Source organism: Thermostichus sp. MS-CIW-38 (assembly GCF_054058415.1).
In genome coordinates this window covers 37,502-53,462 of the sequence record NZ_JBSSAH010000007.1, presented here as the reverse complement: position 1 = coordinate 53,462, position 15,961 = coordinate 37,502, and the positions used below count along the sequence as shown (strand labels likewise).

Genomic DNA, 15,961 nt, shown 5'->3' with positions numbered 1-15,961 from the left:
GACGGTGGAGTGAACTAGCCTATTCTAGGGTAGAGAAGAAAACCAAAGCCCATCTCTGGGGTGAGCGATGTCTCTTCTAGCTGCTGTTTCCACAGAGGGCCAACCCGTTGCACAGACGGGATCCCTGCTTCTGGATCGCTCCGGGTGGGGCCGTTTGCGCATGAAGGGATCCCCAGGCTTGGACTATCTGCACAACCGAAGCACCCAAAATCTGAAGGCCCTCCAGCCAGGGCAGGGGGCCGACACGGTTTTCGTGACCCCCACCGCCGGCATCCTGGATCTGGCCACGGTGTACGTGGGAGAAGAAGACTGCTGGATCTGGACTTCGCCCCAGCGGCGCAGCCTGCTGATGCAGAGTTTGGGGCGTATGCTGCCTTTGGTGCGGGGAGCACAGTTGAAAGATGAGACAGATCAGACCTTTGGTTTTGGATTGCTCGGATCCCAGAGTCAGGCTCTCCTGGAGCAAGTGGTGAGCTCAGAAGAGATTCCGACCAGGCTCAATGAGCACTGCGCCGTGGAGATCCAGGGGATCCCTGTCCATCTGGCTTGTGGCACGGGTCTTGCCCAGCCGGGGTTTACCCTCTGGGGCACCATTGACCAGAAAGCAGCTCTTGAAGAATGCTTGCTCCAAGCCGGAGCCAAGCTGGCCCCACCTGAGCTGTGGGAAGTCCTCCGCCTAGAAGCGGGTCGCCCCGCCGCCGACCGAGAGCTGACCTCAGACTACAACCCCCTAGAAGCCGGCCTGTGGCGAGCTGTTTCCCTTGACAAAGGTTGCTACGTTGGCCAGGAAGTCTTGGCCAAGCAAGTAACCTACCGGCGCATTCGGCAAACCCTGTGGGGGATCCGCCTCCAAGGAGAAGCTCATCCTGGCACAGAGATTTTGCGGCAGGGGGAAAAGATTGGTTTACTGACCAGCGCGGGCTTGACTTCGCAAGGGTACCTGGGATTGGGATACGTGCGCACTAAATTCAATCCTGCCGAGGGGCTGGAAGTTGAAGTCGGCTCAGCGCCGGGAGTCCTGACCCGAATGCCGTTTTCCAGCTTCCCGCCTATTGTCTAGCATTATTTTTGCGGCAGAAAGCTCTCCTGCTTTGTAGAGAGAAAATGGGCAAAGGATTAAGAACTTACCAGTCAAAGTGGCGGCGAAAGCGGGGATCCCGTCGATCCTTTTTGCGTCGGTTGCAGGTTTTGCACAACGTTTGCAGATTGCTGATATCGTTACTGCCCCCTTGGGCAATGGGGATGATGTGATCGATCTGAAGCTGAACCTCTGGGGGCGACTTTCCGCAACCGCGACAACGGAAGCCGTCTCTTTGGAAAACATACTCCCGCACGGCTGCTGGAATTAGAATCCTTTCGCCGGATTTTCTTTCTTTCATCGTTATTCATCCATACTGCGAAGATCGTCCAGTGGAGACTTTTCATCTAGAGGTTCTAATATCTCTTGGTCGGGTTCTTTTATCAGAAATTCAGGATTGTCAGGATAAAAGTCAATCGTAACTTCTACTCTTACTTTTACTCTACCGGTCTGCCAACCGTTAGTTTTAGGAGAAAGAATCGAGCATGGAACTCCTTTATGGAAAAAATGAACCTGATCTTCATAGGGAATACCTGTTTGTATCTCAGACGAACTCAAGTGACTGTCTAGTCCGCTTCCCATTCGGTCAAACCTCAGGAAATAAGAATTGATAGAATCGCAAAGCTTGGAAATCATGTAGACTTTCTGCTTATTGTTCTTGTTGATAAAAGTGATAACTCCGTCTCCCAGTTGGCTAAGATTAATGGATGTTTTTGTCATCTTATCGACCTCAAGACATAGAGACAACAATCCACGGTGAGCCAGGACGTAAGAGTTTAGCAGGAATTCCTTTCACGTTAGTTATTCCGTTCAAGTTGCTCCATAGAATCGAGACTCCCTTTTCGCTAAGTTTGCTGGATAAGTAGGATCTGATACTCTCATAAACAATCTCTGAGTACACCTGAGCAAACTCTTGCGAGTAGATTAGGCGTCCTCCTATATCAATGACAGTATTTTGGAAAATATCTAGCTCAACAAAGCACTCCTGAGATTGATCATTACTTGACACTTGCCCAACCCCCTCTATGTCTCTCTGGCTTAGGCTAGCTCTCACTTTCGCGAAGGTCATCCAGAGGGGATCCGCTGCTGCTCTCTGAGCCTGTATCCTCTGGCTCAAACTCTACAGTGATCCGCAATCTGACTCTGCCTTTTTCCCAATCTTTCTTGCCCGGCACCAAGAGCTGACAAGCAAGTCCCTGCCCAAACCACTTCGCTTCTTGCAACAATTTTTCTTCTGGCTTGGGAGCAAGAAGGCTACTGGCAATGTTGAGCAAGTCTTCCGGCGGCAGGATCCCTGAGGATCTCAAGGCCGCAATGAACAAGCGATGCAGCTCTTCTTTCTTGGTCAAGTCCTCTTGGGCTGCTTTGACCAAGTTGGCAACCTTGAAAGTTTTCTCCCTTACAGAGAGGATCCCTTCTGGGTGCTGCTGTAGAGGTATCGATTTGGATCCCATGACTTTATCTGGATCAAGTGAAAGGCCAAAAACAAAGACAAGCCGCTCTATCTCAAATCATCGAGAATGCTATCCAACTCTGGAAAACTCTCGTCTATGGGTGTAGAACGACCAAGAGCGACTGCTTCGCTTGCATTGCTGTCACCTACTTGCTGTTCAGGAAGACTTGCCAAAATTTGAACTGACTCACCAACAGAGGAAGGTTCAGGACGAGTAATCAAGGGCAGCATCTCGCGATTGAGGCCCAAAGCCTGCAGGCAGAGGTTGATCCCAGAAACAGCTTGGTTGTACTTGTCTATGCTTGCCTCCAGTTCTTTCAGCCGCTGTTGGTTAAGCGCAATTTTTTCTTCGGCCTCTTTTCTGAGAGTTGCTTCCATGAACTGCTTTGCTTCTGGATACTTTTGTAAAATCTCGTCGGCTACTTGCTTGGCAACCGGCAATAGTTGAGTTTTTAGAGTGTTGTTGGTCTCTTGTCGGAAGCTAGAACGCACTGTCTGGTTAATTTTCGGCTCGAAGTCAAGCTTGAGTAATTGTCGGATTCCAGGCTCTGCGTCTTGAATGGCAGAGATGTCGTATGATTGGCTGGTTTGTTTTAGGACTTCTCGAAACTGGTAGATCGAGAATGTTCCTTCCTCATAGAAGCGGGGACTTTCTCTGAGGTAGCGGTCGCACTCTTTTCGGGCACCATTGACAAGAGAACTCAAAGTTACCTCCTTAACCAAAAGAAGCTTTTTCTCCAAGTCCCCATCGGATCCCAGTAGGCGAAACAACTGCCTGTAGTAGCTCGAGCTGCGAACTTCATCAACAAGGCGACGAAAGAAGTTCTCTACAAGCGTGCTGGCTGATTCTACCAGGATGTCCTCTAGATGGTTGGACAAATAATAAAAGGCTTCGACCAATACAGCTAAGAATGGAGCTGTGGAGTTGCGGGGACGAATGCGAACGGCTTGACTGTAAACATTGTCCAACGAAAAAGTATCCAAAAGCTCATCTAGCCTCCGTACCATCCTAGCCTGCAATTTACGGAAATCGTTCTCAAATTCTTTGTTTTCTCCGTTAATAACTTTATTGACTACTGTCTGGATATGCTCGTCAAACTCTCGGCCAATACTGGCTAGCTGCTGATTGATCAGCGTCAGCTCATAGGAAATCATGCTGTCAATCTCTTTGGGCTGGCTATCAATGTCTCGGTAGAGATCTAGATAGGACTTCCTCATCTCGATGCAGAGAGGTTGCAAATCATCGGCCAGCGCGGAAAATAGCTGTGGCCGCTTTTCTTCCGTTAAATAACGAGTGATCCCAGCCCGAAAGTCTTCAATACCGCTATCTTTAATCATATACTCAATCAAAGGTTTTCCCCACTCCCTCAGAATCCGAACGTAGTTATTTATGGGTGTGTCGTACCCATGTACAGAAGGGCGGAACGGGGATCCAACCAACCTACCTGACGTGCAGTACTTGTTAAACTCGCTGACAAACTGGGGCGTTTCTTCCTCACCACCCAATTCTTTGATGCTTTCTGAAAAGATTGTATCCAGTCCAAATCGATCCTCAGGGGTAGTTGTCTTGATCTGGGAACCATAGAAGCCGAGAAGGCCGCTTGTCTTAAATACGCGGAGTTGACGAAACTGCTGGTCGATAATGTTTTCTAGTCTATGCTTTAGTTGTGCGTTGTACCAAGTCTCATCAATCCGGTTAAACACATAGAAGACCCGATCCCTGATGCTGTCATTACCTTGAATGTGTTCAATAAGTTCTGTCTCTTCCTTGGTTAGTTCGCCTGTTGCAGCACACTTGAGGACGCAAACAACTGCGGACGTATCCGGATCGGCAATTTTTCGATAGGTGCGCTCTGCATCCGCTTTGACTGGAGCATCGATCCCAGGAGTATCGACAATAACGTTTCCATCTTCCAGCAAGGGGTGGTGGCAATAGTATTCCACCTTTCGCAAAACTGCGCTATTGGCGCCGCGCCGGGCAAAACCCGCAGCTTCCCTTAGGTTGCCGAAGTTGAGCTGCTCCATTGAGAAAACTTTGTTCTCGGTAGGGTGAATTTTGTCCCGGTTCTGCTGGAAACCTGTAATCAACAAGCGAAGTGCATCCGCCTGCTTCGCCCGCTCTGACTTGCTTTTGCCTCCCTCCTGCTGAATAATAGCCTCAGCACGCTCCTTCAGGGGATTCAGTGCAGTGTCTTCCAGCCTGCTGAGTGACGGAGCCAAGTTTAGGAAAGCGCAGAAGGCGGTCATCTGTTCTTGCACTTCCTGCTCGCTAAGAAAAGTGAGCACTACCCTCTCCGCATTTGGCTCTGCGTAGGCGATGTAGCACTCTGTCCCTGTGGCGTGCCCCTCGGCGCTGTAGAGAAGCTCTCTTTCTAAGAGGGCATTGATTAGCATAGACTTGCCAGCACTGAAAGCACCGGCAAAGACAATCTCGAAGGTTGGAGAAATAGCTTTGCTGAGGGAAGCTTGAATCCGAGTGGTATCTTGCTTGCCCGAAAAAGTGGAATCCTGATGCCAGAGTTGCAGGATAGCTTCAACCTGCTCTTTCAAGTTCTCACACTGAGGCAGGAGCTTTACAGACATAAGAGAGCAATCTCCACAGAGGCTGCCGGGATTATAACTTGCCTATGCTTGAGGTGAGGATTCCTACAACAATTTTCTTCAGTCCCGGAGCTGTGTGGCTATATGTGCATACACGTGAAGAGAGAAGAGCAGAACTCCCCAGACCGACATAGCAAAAAGGCTTAGGTCGTTGACCCAAGCCCGCCTCAGCATACTCATACCAGATGCCAGGAACCAGACTTGAACTGGTGACACGAGGATTTTCAGTCCTCTGCTCTACCAACTGAGCTATCCCGGCTCCGGACCTACTATCTTACGATGTCGAGGGGGGTTTTGACAACTGGTGGCGCCCCCAATTTAGCCAATCAGTTTCTCCAAAGCCTCCATCTGGGGGATGCAGAGAACATCTCGGTTGCGATCCCGGCGGATCAGCTCCTCTTGCTCCAGCTTAGACAGAACGCGAGTGACCGTTTCCCGAGCCAGGCCACTGAGGCTGCTCAGCTCCCGATGGGGCAAGTTGGGGATCTCTACACCACTCCGGCTAACCCGGCCACGAGATTCGGCCAAGAACAGCAGGATATCGGCAACACGGGCCGTACTGCTGGCCTCGCGCAACTGCAGACGACGGTTGATCTGCCGCAAGCGGCGCGACATGAGCTGAGCAAGGCGGATGCCGGCCTGAGGATCAGAAGCCAAAAAAGCCAGGAAGTGTTGGGCCGACAGACAACTGACTTTGGTGGCTGTTAGGGCTACAACGTCGGTAGAGCGAGGTGCTTCATCCAAAGCAGCCATCTCCCCGAAGATTTCCCCTGGACCAAGAATGGTGAGGGTGATCTCCCGGCCTTCGAGATCATGGGTGCGAATCTTGACCCACCCTTCCAGGATGAAATAAACGGCGTTACCCCAGTCATTTTGTAACAAGATGGCCTGGTTGACCGGGTGGGAGCGCAACGACATTTGCCCGGCCAGAGGCTCTAGCCTCTCAGGAGGAAAGCCCTCAAACAGGAGCATCAGGCGTAGGTCATCTGGAGTTACATCGCTCACCGTGGGATCCTCCTGCACGTGGTCAGTTCTGGTCGAGTGGGATGGGAAAAGGGTGGGCCTGCACAGACACGTCAACATGCCCCTCAGCCTACCGTCTCTCTCAGGTCTATGGCCCGCCGAGGCGAACTGCGTACCAACAGGACAGAGCTTTAGACCCAATTTTGACCTCTACTTTGGAAAGGGATCCCTGCACAACAAAAGCTGCTGCCATCCTCTAGCCCAGAAACGGCAAAATCCATCTTGCTGATAGCAATTTTCTCGAGTTTGTGCAGTTTGAGTCGAGATCTAGACCTGCTGAAGTTGAGATTGCCAATCTTGGCTGGTATCCAAAACCTTTAAAAAAGGCCGTTCCGACTCGGAAAAATCCTGCCAGTGGGCCTGCTGTTGGGAGAGCATCTCGGCGGTGGCATCAGCAATGTCGGCAGAGTGCTGCTGATCTCCATCGCTGGAACCAGCTGGGGCCAAGAGGGGTTGAGGAGCTGGGCTGCGGCGTTGCAGGCGCTCCCGCAAAACAGGTTCAGGGGCGTAGCAGTGGAGGATGCGCAGTGGGATCCCTTGGCGTTGGGCCTGATCAATGGCCATCCCCCGCAGGGCTTGCCGGTCAAACTTGGCGTCCAGAATCACGGTGTAGCCTTCCTGGGCCAGCTCTACTCCCAACTGCACCAAGCGGCGGTAGGTTTTATCGGTCATCTCCGGGGTATAAACCTCCGGCCCCCCCCGTTGCCGCAGAGGGATCCCGGCCAAATGCTTGCGCACCGCATCGGAGCGAATGTGAATGGCTCCCCGCTGACGGGCCAAGTGGCGGGCTACCGTGCTTTTGCCGGATCCCGACAATCCTGACATCAGGAACAATTGCCCCTGCTTGGGGAGGGTGTATTCCCAGGCAAGACGGTAATAGCGGGCGGCGGTGCTAAAGGCTGTGGCCTTGGCTTCCTCTGCTGCAGTGGGATCCTCCAGCAAAAAAGAGGTGACCTTGGCCCGCACGTAGGCCTGCCGATTGAGGTAAATAGGCAAGATCTTCAACCCTTCCCAATCTCCGGTTTCTTCCAGGTAGGTGTTCAAATAGGCGTTTCCCAGATCGGGGCGATGGCGGGCATCCAGATCCATCACCCCATAGGATATGTCGTACATGACATCCACAAAGCGGAAGGCTTCATTAAACTCGATGCAATCAAAAAGCAGGATCTTCCCTTCCCAAAAACAGATGTTGCCTAGGTGCAGGTCTCCGTGGCATTCACGAATGCGGTTTTGTTCTATTCTTTGTTGAAACAGCTCCTGCCGCTCAGCAAAAAAGCGATCGGTGTAGGCTTGGGTTTCTCGATATTGCTGAGCTGTTTGTGGGCCGCCGACGTAGCGCTGGGTTTGGGCGTAATTCTCGTCAAAGGCTTCTCGCACCCGTTCTGGCCGGCCAAAGCTGCGGATGTAGTCGTTGGTCTCGGTTTGGGCATGAAACGTCGCCACCACCCGCCCCAGCTCCTCCATCAAGGACGGCGTTAGCTCTCCCCGCTCAAACAGGTTGCTGAACAGTTGCTCTTGGGGAAATTGCCGCATTTGCAGAGCGTATTCTATGGGCTCGCCGCTGCTGTTGAACTGAAATCGGCCATCGGTCTGGACAATGGGCAACACTTGCAGATAAAGGCCGGGAGCACCGCGCTGGTTCATGCGCAGCTCTTCTTGGCAAAAGTGGCGCCGCCTCTCCAGGGTGGTGAAGTTCAAAAAGCCAAAGTCCAAAGGCTTTTTCACTTTATAGGCATAGTCGCCTGTCAGCAGAATATAGGAAATGTGGGTTTGAATAAGCCGAATGGGATCCTGTACCGGATGAGGGTAGAAGGCGGGATCCAGCATCGCTTGGATCAAGGGGGGCAGGTGGGTATCGACCATGAAAAACGATAGAGATGGAAAAAGGGCTTGGACGGGGATCCCTATCTTCCGCCGACAGAGCAGATTGTCCTCCACCTATTCCTTAAAGGGCAAGGCGGCTTCTTGAGGGGAAAGACGGATGAGGCTGATCCCCTGCTGAATTAGCGTATCTTGAGCAGCACCGGAAAGAGCGTAGGGCCAGACCAGATATTTGGTGTTGATGTAGTCTTGTCCGCGCTTGGCCAGGTTTACCTGTTCCGAGAGCATGCGCACGTCTGGCCCGCGGCTGATAGTGGCTTCGGCCCGGCGAATGCGCTGCATCAGTTGGCTGAACAGCTCTTGGGGCTGCTGCACGAACACCACAATGGCCAAGTCACAGGGGTTGTAATAGTTGCCGATGCCGCAGAGGAGCAGGGCTTCACTGGAGAGAACAAGGGTTTCTTGATCCCCCAGAGCCACCACCGGATACAGAAAGGTGCGCACATCCTCCAGTTGCCAGTGGTTAAAAGAGTGGCTATCTACCTCCCCCCGCACCCAAGAGGAGATGGCAGGAAAAACTGCTTCGCTCAACAGTCGATAGGCCGTCTGGGGTCGCCCTAGCCAGCAGAGGGCATTTTCGTAGAAGCTCTCGTTCTCCAGCAGGTGGGGGGTGAGAGGAGCAACCATGGGCAGATCCTCAACGGGCTTTCTCCAGCATGCCTACTCGGGGATGGTTAAGGCAATTTTGCCCAGAACGGATCCCTGCTCCAGCAACCGGTGGGCGGCAGCCGCTTCGGCCAGAGGAAAGGTGTGGCTGAGCTGGATCCGCAGTTGGCCTTGGTCGATGAGGCGGGCACATTGCCTGAGGATTTCCGCCTGATTTTGTTGGGCGTTGGTCAGGCTTTTCAGCATCGGGGTGAGCATCAGCTCAAATCCCACCCGCAAGTTGCGGTCGCGAGCCACCCGCCAGTCGATCTCTGGGGCCGGGGCCAGCAGGGTGACGATATCTCCGTACACGCGCACTGCGGGGAAGGTCTGCTCCAATAGCTTGCCGCCCAAGGTATCTAGGGCAAGATCCACCCCCTCTCCCCCTGTCCAGTCCAAAACGGCGCGCACAAAGTCTGTCTGCCGGTAGAAGATGGGCAAGCCGGCGCCTAGGGAACGGACAAACTCCGCCTTTTCCGGGGTGCTCACGGTGGTGGCCACTTTGGATCCCCGTAGACGGGCCAGTTGAATGGCCACATGGCCAACTCCACCCGCTCCCCCGTGGATGAGCACACTTTGGCCGGCCTGGAGACGTCCCCGGTCGTAAAGCGCTTCCCAGGCGGTGATCAGCACCAGCGGGGCAGCAGCAGCCTCCGCAAAGCTCAGAGTTCTGGGCTTGGGAGCCACAAAACGCTCGTCCACCACGATCAGCTCGGCGTAATTCCCCGCCTGCCTGCCCAGACCCCCGTGGCAGAAGTACACCTCGTCTCCCACTGTAAAGTGCCTAACTCCGGATCCCACGGCTTCCACAATGCCGGCACCGTCACACCCCAAAATGGCGGGCATCTCCTCTGGATAGAAGGTGCCCCGTTGCCGCAGTTTGGTGTCGATGGGGTTGACGCCGGCTGCCCTCAGACGGATGCGCAGCTCCCGCTCGCCGCGAATTTGGGGCTCAGGTACTTCTCGGAGCTGCAGAACCTCTGGCCCGCCGGGCACACTCATGACTACGGCTTTCATGCGCTCAAGTTGTCAGCTTCAGTTGGGTTGGCCCGCTCAAAGGATGCAGGGTAGAGTTTGTTCTGGTGATGAGAAGATGGGCATCTCCCCATTGGGGTGTTGCTTTGCAACCCTGCGGAGTCTTGCAGCTGCTCTCTAGCCTATTTTAGCTAAACCGCCGAGAAGCCCCGCGCTGTATGCGCAGGGTCAACATACCCACGCAAAACCGAAGCCGTCACCCCACTCCATGAAGCAATAAAAAGGCTAGTGACTAGTGACTAGTCACTACGCACTACTCTACAGGGCGGTGGGGCATCCCGTCCTTTTCGCGTCAGCGGGACGTAGTCCTTAAGCTCAGGAAATGTCTGAAGCGATAGCAGGGGTCACTGAGAAGCCCGCGCTGTGTGCGTAGCAACCCTGCGGGAAGCTAGCTACAGCGTCGGGAGTATGTCACGCAGCCTGCGACTTCATGGGCTCCGAGTAGGCCAAAATGAACTGAATGAACTGGTCGATCTCCAGCAGAATGTGTTCCGCCTCGGCCAGAGAGGTCGGTACGGTTGCCAGCACCTGGGCATCTACTTCTGCAGCCTGCCCCGCTTCTCGCAAGAGGTTCATCGAGTTATGGCTGAGCAGGAGCTCCAGCTCGTTCAGGGTTACCATGGCCAGCTGCTCCTCGGCTTGATGGAGCTTATTTTGCAAAGTCTGAACTTGTTCGGTTTGCACCTTCAGCCTAGCTTCCGCCTGCTCAGCGCGAGATACAGCCAGTTGTGCAGCTTGCTGGGCCTCATCCCGCTGAGCTTTCAGGAAGGCCATCTCTTGCTCCAATTGTGCCAATCGCTCTTGCAGGCTGTAAATGTGCTGATCCCGGTCTCCCAAAGCTCGCTCCAGCTCGCGATTTCGAGCCTCCATCTGCTGACAAGCTTCGTTCGCTTGGGCCAGCTGTTCCGCCAAGTTTGCCATTTCCTCTTCCATGTTGGTGAGCCGACTCAAGCGTTCCAAAACCTGAGCATTTTCGGCTTCCAGTTTCTCAATCAGCGCTTGAGCGCTCAACAGTTCTGCTTTGGTAGAGTCCAGCTCGCCGCAGACTTGGTCGTAGTTGGCGATTAGCTCGCCAAGCCGGGCCTCTTTGGCTTGCAGTTCTTCTCGTAAGGAGTTCATCCAGCGGTCGCTCTGCTTAAGCTGCTCTTGCAAAATCGGCTTGAGCGGAAAGAGTCGTTTGATGTAGCGCTGTAGGCGGCTGTGGGACTGATCCAATTTGGCGAAGGCTTCATTGAGAGAGAGATAAGCCTCGCAGAGTTTCGTGTAGCGCCGAGCCACAGAATCAGGATGATCCATAGGGTTATAGAGTCCAGGTGGGGGTGCCGTGTCTATTTTATGCTGTTCATTCTATTGGCCAAGCCCGGAAAAGGAGGCATTCGATACAACAACTGGGGGCTTAATTTTACTTTAATATCCGGTGCCCCAATCTCTCTTGCGAGCCAAGGCCAAAGAGTCTGCCCAAATCCAGCTTCAGACATTGCCCACGGGCCATACGGAGACTAGAGCTTCTCCCCCAAGGCAATCATTCTCTTGACCGCAAAATGTTTATCTACACATTTAGTGTCTACAAGAGGATGCCCGCGAGTCCTAACGCTAGATACGCTGCAAAAGCAGGGCTCTTCATGGCTCAGACCGGCTGGGCATTGGGGATCCCTAGCTTCTCCAAATAGGCGGCTGCCCGCAGCAGTTTGGCTTCTTGATAGGGGGCGGCCACCAGTTGTACGCCAAAGGGCAGGGATCCGCTCTCGCGCAACGGCACTGAAAGCACCGGCAGGCCGATAAACGAGAGGGGCTGAGTGTAGAGGCCGAGGTTGGGCCGAGTGAGAACCTCTACCCCATCGATCACCATCTTCTCTTGGCCGAGCAAGGGGGCAAAGCAGGGGGTGGTGGGGGCGATGAACAGATCGATCTCCTGAAAAATGGCCTGCACCTGCTGGCGATACCAGCGGCGAAAGCGCTGCGCCTGCAAGATCCAACTGGCAGGCAACAGGGCTCCGGCCAAAAAGCGATCCCGGGTGGCCGGGTCAAAGTCGTGGGGGCGAGTTCGCAGGTTGGGCAAGTGCAGGTTGGCTCCCTCAGCAGCCGTGATCAGGAAGGCGGCGGCACGGGCGCGCTGGGCTTCCGGGATCCGCACAGTCTGGCGGGCCCCCAGGGCTTGGGCCACCTTTTCTACCCCGGCCAAGATGGGGGGCTCTGCCCCTCGGGCAAAGTAATCATCCGCCACCGCGATGCGCAAGCCCTCGATCCCCTGCCCCAATTGCCCAAAGGTGGGATCTACAGGACGCCGGGTACAGACGGGATCTTGGGGATCCGGCCCTTGCATGACATCGAAGCTGAGGGCAATATCGGCCACCGAACGGGCCAAGGGGCCCACGTGGTCAAAGCTGGCGGCAAACAGAGCCGCTCCTGCCCGCGATAGACGGCCATAGGTGGGCTTGAGGCCGTAGACGCCACACAAAGAGGCCGGTACCCGAATCGAGCCGTTGGTGTCGCTGCCCAGGGCAAGGGGCACCAAACCTCCTGCTACTGCAGCTGCCGAGCCGCCGGAGGATCCCCCCGCACTGCGGCTGAGATCGTGGGGGTTGTGGGTGGGGCCGTAGTGGCTGTTTTCGGTGACGAAGCCATAGGCATACTCGTCCATATTGAGGGTGCCCACCAAGATTGCCCCTGCCTGCTTGAGACGAGCCACCACCGTTGCATCTTGGATGGCCGGGGGATTCTCGCGGTTGATCGCCGAGCCAGCCAGGGTGGTGAGGCCGGCCACGTCAAATAAGTTCTTGACGGCAAAGGGCACCCCTGCCAACGGGCCTACAGGGATCCCTTGAGCCACCTGTCGATCCACCTGCTCCGCCGCTTGTAAGGCCGATTCCTCCAAGACAGCTGTAAAGGCATTGAGCTGGGGATCCCGCCGGCGAATCCGCTCCAGACAGGCGGCCACCACCGCTTGGGCGCTCACGGATCCCTGGCGGACAGCCCTGGCAATAGAGAACGCGTCAGCGCTGCCGAGAAGGTGGGGATCCCCGGTCATGGCTGAGGGTCAAAGGTGGGATCTGGCTCAACTATCGGCGGCAACGGGAACTCCAGCACCTGTTGAGCAATGGGCAGAAAGCGGGCAAAGTTTTCGATCACCCCTGCTCGGTGTTGAGGATGCAGGGGCAGTTGCAGCAGTTGGGCCATTTGATCGACGTAGGTTTCGGGATCCCAGGGCTGCATGGTTTTGGGGTCAGGGAGCCGATTGCAGCAAAAATACCACCACTAGCCTCCAACAACAAGACCGTCGTCAACTAGGGAGCGGACATCTGCACAGCGTTGCCCTGCAGCGACCAGAAGCGCTCGTTGGGCAAGACAGGACGGGTTACCGCTTGCCGTTCCAGCTCCTCCAGAGCGACGCGACGGCTATGTGCAGAGCGATTGGAAGCAGCGCTGGCTTGCAGGCGTTTGCGGAATAGGCGCAACTGCTGCTGCTCCGCGGCGGGAGAGACATGCTGGGCAAAGAGGGGATGCAAGATTTTCTCCTCCTGATCAAACTGAGCCCGCAATTGCCGATAGAAGTGAAGGGCAGCAGAAGGATCCACCTGCTGCGGGGTGCGCTCTGATTGGTGCAAAAAGCGCGTCAGCTCTGGAATCTGATCCCGCAGATGTTGCTCCAGCCGCTCAGTTTGGGCGCTAAGGTGGGGATCCGCCTGGAGAGCCGACCTGAGCAGGGGGTAGAGAACATGGCGCTCCAGTTGAATGTGGCGGGAGAGGCGCTGCCGCAACCTTTGTACACAGAGGCGTCGCTGCTCCAGATCCAGATCCGGCGCTCGAGACAGGCGAGTCAAAAACTGCAGGATGACGCGGTGCTGTTCAGCACAAAGGGCAACCAGCGTACCGGCAGAGGTTGCTCGCGTCAGCGGGAGGGACTCCTCAGAAGACATGGCAGTTGACAGCAGAGAAGTTTCATCTCAGCTTAACTTTGTCAAGAAATGATGGCCTGCGTAAGGGTACGGGAATAGCGCAGGTGTCTTGGATACACTCGGGCAGCAATCCTGGGAAAAGTTGTCCAGATCTGAACTCCGGCAACGCCACTCTCTAGGCTTGCACAGGCCAGCGGCGTTTCCAAGCAGAAGTGGGCTCCAAAGGGGATCCCTGCTGTTCCCGTTGGCGTTGCAGACGGATTTGCGCTCTATCTCCTTTCAAGGTGGGATCCCGGTAGGGCACGGCAGCGCGAGTTTTCAGGTGCTCCCACTCCATGGGGGAAAGAGGCGGCAGGTGGTCAGGTTGGGGCGAGGCCACTGTCCCCGGCCAAGGACGACCTACCGGGGGGGTAGAGCCGATGAAAAGCCCTGCTTCCAACAGAGCCGCTCGCACCGCCGCTGCACAGGAATAGGTGGCCAAAATGCCGGTTGGTCGCATCCGTTCAGCCACGGCCCGCAGGAAATCCACCGTCCACAGCTCTGGGCAAACAGAAGGCGAGAAGGGATCCAAAAACACCGCATCTGCCCACCCCAGCGGCACCTGCAACACCGTTTGCCGGGCATCGCCCCACAGCAGCGTTCCGCGCCAGCGCTCCGATTGCCAGGATCCCTGTTCAATCCAGTGTTGCCATTCTTGCCCAAAGCTCCAGTCGGATCCCACCCCCGCCTGCCAAGCCTGGCGAGGCACTTCCGGGGATCGCTCTAGGCCGATTACTTCTACAGAACAGTGGGGCCGGATTTGCCAAATGGTTTCTAGGGCAAGGCCGGAGTTGTAGCCCAAGCCAAAGCAAATATCCAAAAGGCGAATGGGCTGGTCGGGATCCCGCTCCAAAGGCAGCCGATCCAGCCGGCAAGGGCGGACAAACTTCTCCAGAGCCTCCTGAGCGGCACCACTGACGTTGTGAAAAGCCTGTCCAAACTCTTCCGAGAAAAAGGTCAGGGATCCATCCCCTGTGGTCAGCACCTGCCACCGAGTCTCCATTGCCTGCTGTTGTCTCTATTTTCAGTCGGGCGATTCTTTGATAGCTTGAGAACGTTGAGATGTGTTTCGCAGCTCACCGGCAGGGCTCTCGACATCCCTGAGTGGGGAGGATATTTCAACAGCTATGTCTCTACTGGATTGGTTTGCGGAGCGGCGCAGACAAACCTCTCTAAACCTGACAGGTAGCAGCCCCTTCGACAAAGAGCGTCAGGTAAGAGAGATTGCCGACGGCCTCTGGCAAAAGTGTCCTGCCTGTGACACTCTGACCTACACCAAGGATCTGCAGCAAAACTGGCAAGTCTGCCCTAGCTGTGGGCATCACCATCGCATTACAGCTCCAGAGCGGCTGGAACAGCTTTTGGATCCCGGATCCTGGCAGCCCCTGGACGAACACCTGGCTCCCACGGATCCCCTGCACTTTTTCGACCAAAAGCCCTACTCCGAGCGCCTGGCCTCTTATCAGGAGCGCACTCAGCTCAAGGATGCCATCGCCACAGGGCTGGGGAGTCTGGAAGGGATCCCGGTGGCGATTGGGGTGATGGACTTTCGCTTTATGGGCGGCAGCATGGGCTCGGTGGTGGGAGAGAAGATCGCCCGCCTCACGGAACGGGCCACCTGCGATCACCTGCCCTTGATCCTCTTTTCGGCTTCGGGGGGAGCCCGCATGCAGGAAGGGATCCTCAGCCTCATGCAGATGGCCAAGACCTCAGCCGCCCTACAAAGGCACCGCGACGCCGGACAATTGTTCATCTCCGTGCTCACCCATCCCACCTATGGCGGGGTAACTGCCAGCTTTGCCATGCTGGGAGATTTGATCCTGGCCGAGCCGGGCGCGCAGGTGGGGTTTGCCGGGCCCAACGTAATCGAGCAAACCATCGGCAAGGGCAAGCTGCCAGAAGGCTTCCAAACCGCCGAGTACCTGCTGGCCCAAGGGCTCATCGACGCGATTGTGCCCCGTACTGAGCTGCGCAAGCGGCTGGCCCAGTTGCTCTCTATGCACCGTCCCCGTTTGCACATGTCCCTTCCCTCCATAGACTCGGAGGCTTTAACCCTGCAACCTATGCTGTAGGTAGATCCGCCTAAGATGCGGAATTTGTGGCCGAGGCGGGATCCCTTCCCTGCGGGGGATGGAGTTCCTGCTAAGCTCTGGGGCGGCTCTTACTTCATGGGTTTACACGGCTTCCCTCTGGCTTGTTGGGAGAGGAGCTGGGGGCGAGAGGGCAGATGTTTTTGGAGGGAGCCGCGCTGTCCCTGGGGATCTTCACAAGATTTCCTGGTGGGCGGTAGCGGATGGTGTTAAGGTGGGG

The 15,961-nt window shown here is 55.5% G+C and carries 15 protein-coding genes and 1 tRNA gene; 2 read left to right on the top strand and 14 right to left on the bottom strand.

Features of this window, described 5'->3' with window-relative positions; genetic code table 11:
- The first annotated feature begins 67 nt into the window (after nt 1-67).
- Complete coding sequence (gene ygfZ / locus ACVWXZ_RS04290; protein WP_457482201.1) at nt 68-1,060, top strand: CAF17-like 4Fe-4S cluster assembly/insertion protein YgfZ; 993 nt, start codon at nt 68-70, stop codon at nt 1,058-1,060.
- A gap of 64 nt (nt 1,061-1,124) precedes the next feature.
- Here ygfZ and ACVWXZ_RS04285 read toward each other — a convergent pair whose 3' ends face one another.
- The 14 genes from ACVWXZ_RS04285 to ACVWXZ_RS04220 all read right to left on the bottom strand — a co-directional run bounded on the left by ACVWXZ_RS04285 (nt 1,125) and on the right by ACVWXZ_RS04220 (nt 14,654).
- On the bottom strand, nt 1,125-1,379 hold the full coding sequence (locus ACVWXZ_RS04285) for an HNH endonuclease (RefSeq protein ID WP_011430012.1): 255 nt from the start codon (nt 1,377-1,379) through the stop codon (nt 1,125-1,127).
- 2 nt (nt 1,380-1,381) lie between these two features.
- A complete protein-coding gene (locus ACVWXZ_RS04280) occupies nt 1,382-1,798 on the bottom strand; it encodes a KGK domain-containing protein (protein ID WP_457482200.1) in 417 nt (138 codons plus the stop codon).
- 323 nt (nt 1,799-2,121) lie between these two features.
- Complete coding sequence (locus ACVWXZ_RS04275; protein WP_414332234.1) at nt 2,122-2,532, bottom strand: KGK domain-containing protein; 411 nt, start codon at nt 2,530-2,532, stop codon at nt 2,122-2,124.
- A gap of 47 nt (nt 2,533-2,579) precedes the next feature.
- Nucleotides 2,580-5,114: a dynamin family protein gene (locus tag ACVWXZ_RS04270; protein ID WP_457439716.1), complete on the bottom strand. Its 2,535-nt coding sequence runs from the start codon at nt 5,112-5,114 to the stop codon at nt 2,580-2,582.
- Nucleotides 5,115-5,318: 204 nt separating this feature from the next.
- Nucleotides 5,319-5,391, bottom strand: a tRNA-Phe gene (locus tag ACVWXZ_RS04265).
- A 59-nt stretch (nt 5,392-5,450) separates the two neighbouring features.
- Nucleotides 5,451-6,104 (bottom strand): Crp/Fnr family transcriptional regulator, encoded by a 654-nt coding sequence (locus ACVWXZ_RS04260; protein ID WP_011434200.1) that lies wholly within the window; start codon nt 6,102-6,104, stop codon nt 5,451-5,453.
- 318 nt (nt 6,105-6,422) lie between these two features.
- On the bottom strand, nt 6,423-8,018 hold the full coding sequence (locus tag ACVWXZ_RS04255) for a bifunctional aminoglycoside phosphotransferase/ATP-binding protein (protein WP_457482209.1): 1,596 nt from the start codon (nt 8,016-8,018) through the stop codon (nt 6,423-6,425).
- Nucleotides 8,019-8,093: 75 nt separating this feature from the next.
- Nucleotides 8,094-8,663, bottom strand: a complete 570-nt coding sequence (locus ACVWXZ_RS04250) for a hypothetical protein (protein ID WP_414332236.1) — start codon at nt 8,661-8,663, stop codon at nt 8,094-8,096.
- Nucleotides 8,664-8,696: 33 nt separating this feature from the next.
- A complete protein-coding gene (locus ACVWXZ_RS04245; RefSeq protein ID WP_457403019.1) occupies nt 8,697-9,698 on the bottom strand; it encodes a zinc-dependent alcohol dehydrogenase family protein in 1,002 nt (333 codons plus the stop codon).
- 429 nt (nt 9,699-10,127) lie between these two features.
- Nucleotides 10,128-11,012: a hypothetical protein gene (locus tag ACVWXZ_RS04240; protein ID WP_457393121.1), complete on the bottom strand. Its 885-nt coding sequence runs from the start codon at nt 11,010-11,012 to the stop codon at nt 10,128-10,130.
- Between the two features lie 331 nt (nt 11,013-11,343).
- Nucleotides 11,344-12,744: an AtzE family amidohydrolase gene (locus ACVWXZ_RS04235; protein ID WP_457482199.1), complete on the bottom strand. Its 1,401-nt coding sequence runs from the start codon at nt 12,742-12,744 to the stop codon at nt 11,344-11,346.
- On the bottom strand, nt 12,741-12,929 hold the full coding sequence (locus ACVWXZ_RS04230; RefSeq protein ID WP_414427682.1) for a DUF4089 domain-containing protein: 189 nt from the start codon (nt 12,927-12,929) through the stop codon (nt 12,741-12,743). Before ACVWXZ_RS04230 ends, ACVWXZ_RS04235 begins: the two co-directional genes overlap by 4 nt.
- A gap of 71 nt (nt 12,930-13,000) precedes the next feature.
- Nucleotides 13,001-13,633 carry a hemerythrin domain-containing protein gene (locus ACVWXZ_RS04225; RefSeq protein WP_457482198.1) on the bottom strand — a complete coding sequence of 211 codons (633 nt, stop codon included), beginning with the start codon at nt 13,631-13,633 and terminating at the stop codon, nt 13,001-13,003.
- Nucleotides 13,634-13,787: 154 nt separating this feature from the next.
- Nucleotides 13,788-14,654, bottom strand: coding sequence for a tRNA (5-methylaminomethyl-2-thiouridine)(34)-methyltransferase MnmD (locus ACVWXZ_RS04220; protein WP_457482197.1), 867 nt, complete (start codon nt 14,652-14,654; stop codon nt 13,788-13,790).
- 124 nt (nt 14,655-14,778) lie between these two features.
- On the opposite strand from ACVWXZ_RS04220, the gene accD reads away from it, so the two are divergent.
- Complete coding sequence (accD, locus tag ACVWXZ_RS04215) at nt 14,779-15,723, top strand: acetyl-CoA carboxylase, carboxyltransferase subunit beta (protein WP_457482196.1); 945 nt, start codon at nt 14,779-14,781, stop codon at nt 15,721-15,723.
- Nucleotides 15,724-15,961 lie beyond the last annotated feature (238 nt).

What these genes read in the sequence shown, in the direction of transcription:
- ygfZ (WP_457482201.1), top strand. Translation starts at nt 68, where the DNA reads ATGTCTCTTCTAGCTGCTGTTTCCACAGAGGGCCAACCCGTTGCACAG.
- ACVWXZ_RS04285 (WP_011430012.1), bottom strand. Translation starts at nt 1,379, where the DNA reads ATGAAAGAAAGAAAATCCGGCGAAAGGATTCTAATTCCAGCAGCCGTG.
- ACVWXZ_RS04280 (WP_457482200.1), bottom strand. Translation starts at nt 1,798, where the DNA reads ATGACAAAAACATCCATTAATCTTAGCCAACTGGGAGACGGAGTTATC.
- ACVWXZ_RS04275 (WP_414332234.1), bottom strand. Translation starts at nt 2,532, where the DNA reads ATGGGATCCAAATCGATACCTCTACAGCAGCACCCAGAAGGGATCCTC.
- ACVWXZ_RS04270 (WP_457439716.1), bottom strand. Translation starts at nt 5,114, where the DNA reads ATGTCTGTAAAGCTCCTGCCTCAGTGTGAGAACTTGAAAGAGCAGGTT.
- ACVWXZ_RS04260 (WP_011434200.1), bottom strand. Translation starts at nt 6,104, where the DNA reads ATGCTCCTGTTTGAGGGCTTTCCTCCTGAGAGGCTAGAGCCTCTGGCC.
- ACVWXZ_RS04255 (WP_457482209.1), bottom strand. Translation starts at nt 8,018, where the DNA reads ATGGTCGATACCCACCTGCCCCCCTTGATCCAAGCGATGCTGGATCCC.
- ACVWXZ_RS04250 (WP_414332236.1), bottom strand. Translation starts at nt 8,663, where the DNA reads ATGGTTGCTCCTCTCACCCCCCACCTGCTGGAGAACGAGAGCTTCTAC.
- ACVWXZ_RS04245 (WP_457403019.1), bottom strand. Translation starts at nt 9,698, where the DNA reads ATGAAAGCCGTAGTCATGAGTGTGCCCGGCGGGCCAGAGGTTCTGCAG.
- ACVWXZ_RS04240 (WP_457393121.1), bottom strand. Translation starts at nt 11,012, where the DNA reads ATGGATCATCCTGATTCTGTGGCTCGGCGCTACACGAAACTCTGCGAG.
- ACVWXZ_RS04235 (WP_457482199.1), bottom strand. Translation starts at nt 12,744, where the DNA reads ATGACCGGGGATCCCCACCTTCTCGGCAGCGCTGACGCGTTCTCTATT.
- ACVWXZ_RS04230 (WP_414427682.1), bottom strand. Translation starts at nt 12,929, where the DNA reads ATGCAGCCCTGGGATCCCGAAACCTACGTCGATCAAATGGCCCAACTG.
- ACVWXZ_RS04225 (WP_457482198.1), bottom strand. Translation starts at nt 13,633, where the DNA reads ATGTCTTCTGAGGAGTCCCTCCCGCTGACGCGAGCAACCTCTGCCGGT.
- ACVWXZ_RS04220 (WP_457482197.1), bottom strand. Translation starts at nt 14,654, where the DNA reads ATGGAGACTCGGTGGCAGGTGCTGACCACAGGGGATGGATCCCTGACC.
- accD (WP_457482196.1), top strand. Translation starts at nt 14,779, where the DNA reads ATGTCTCTACTGGATTGGTTTGCGGAGCGGCGCAGACAAACCTCTCTA.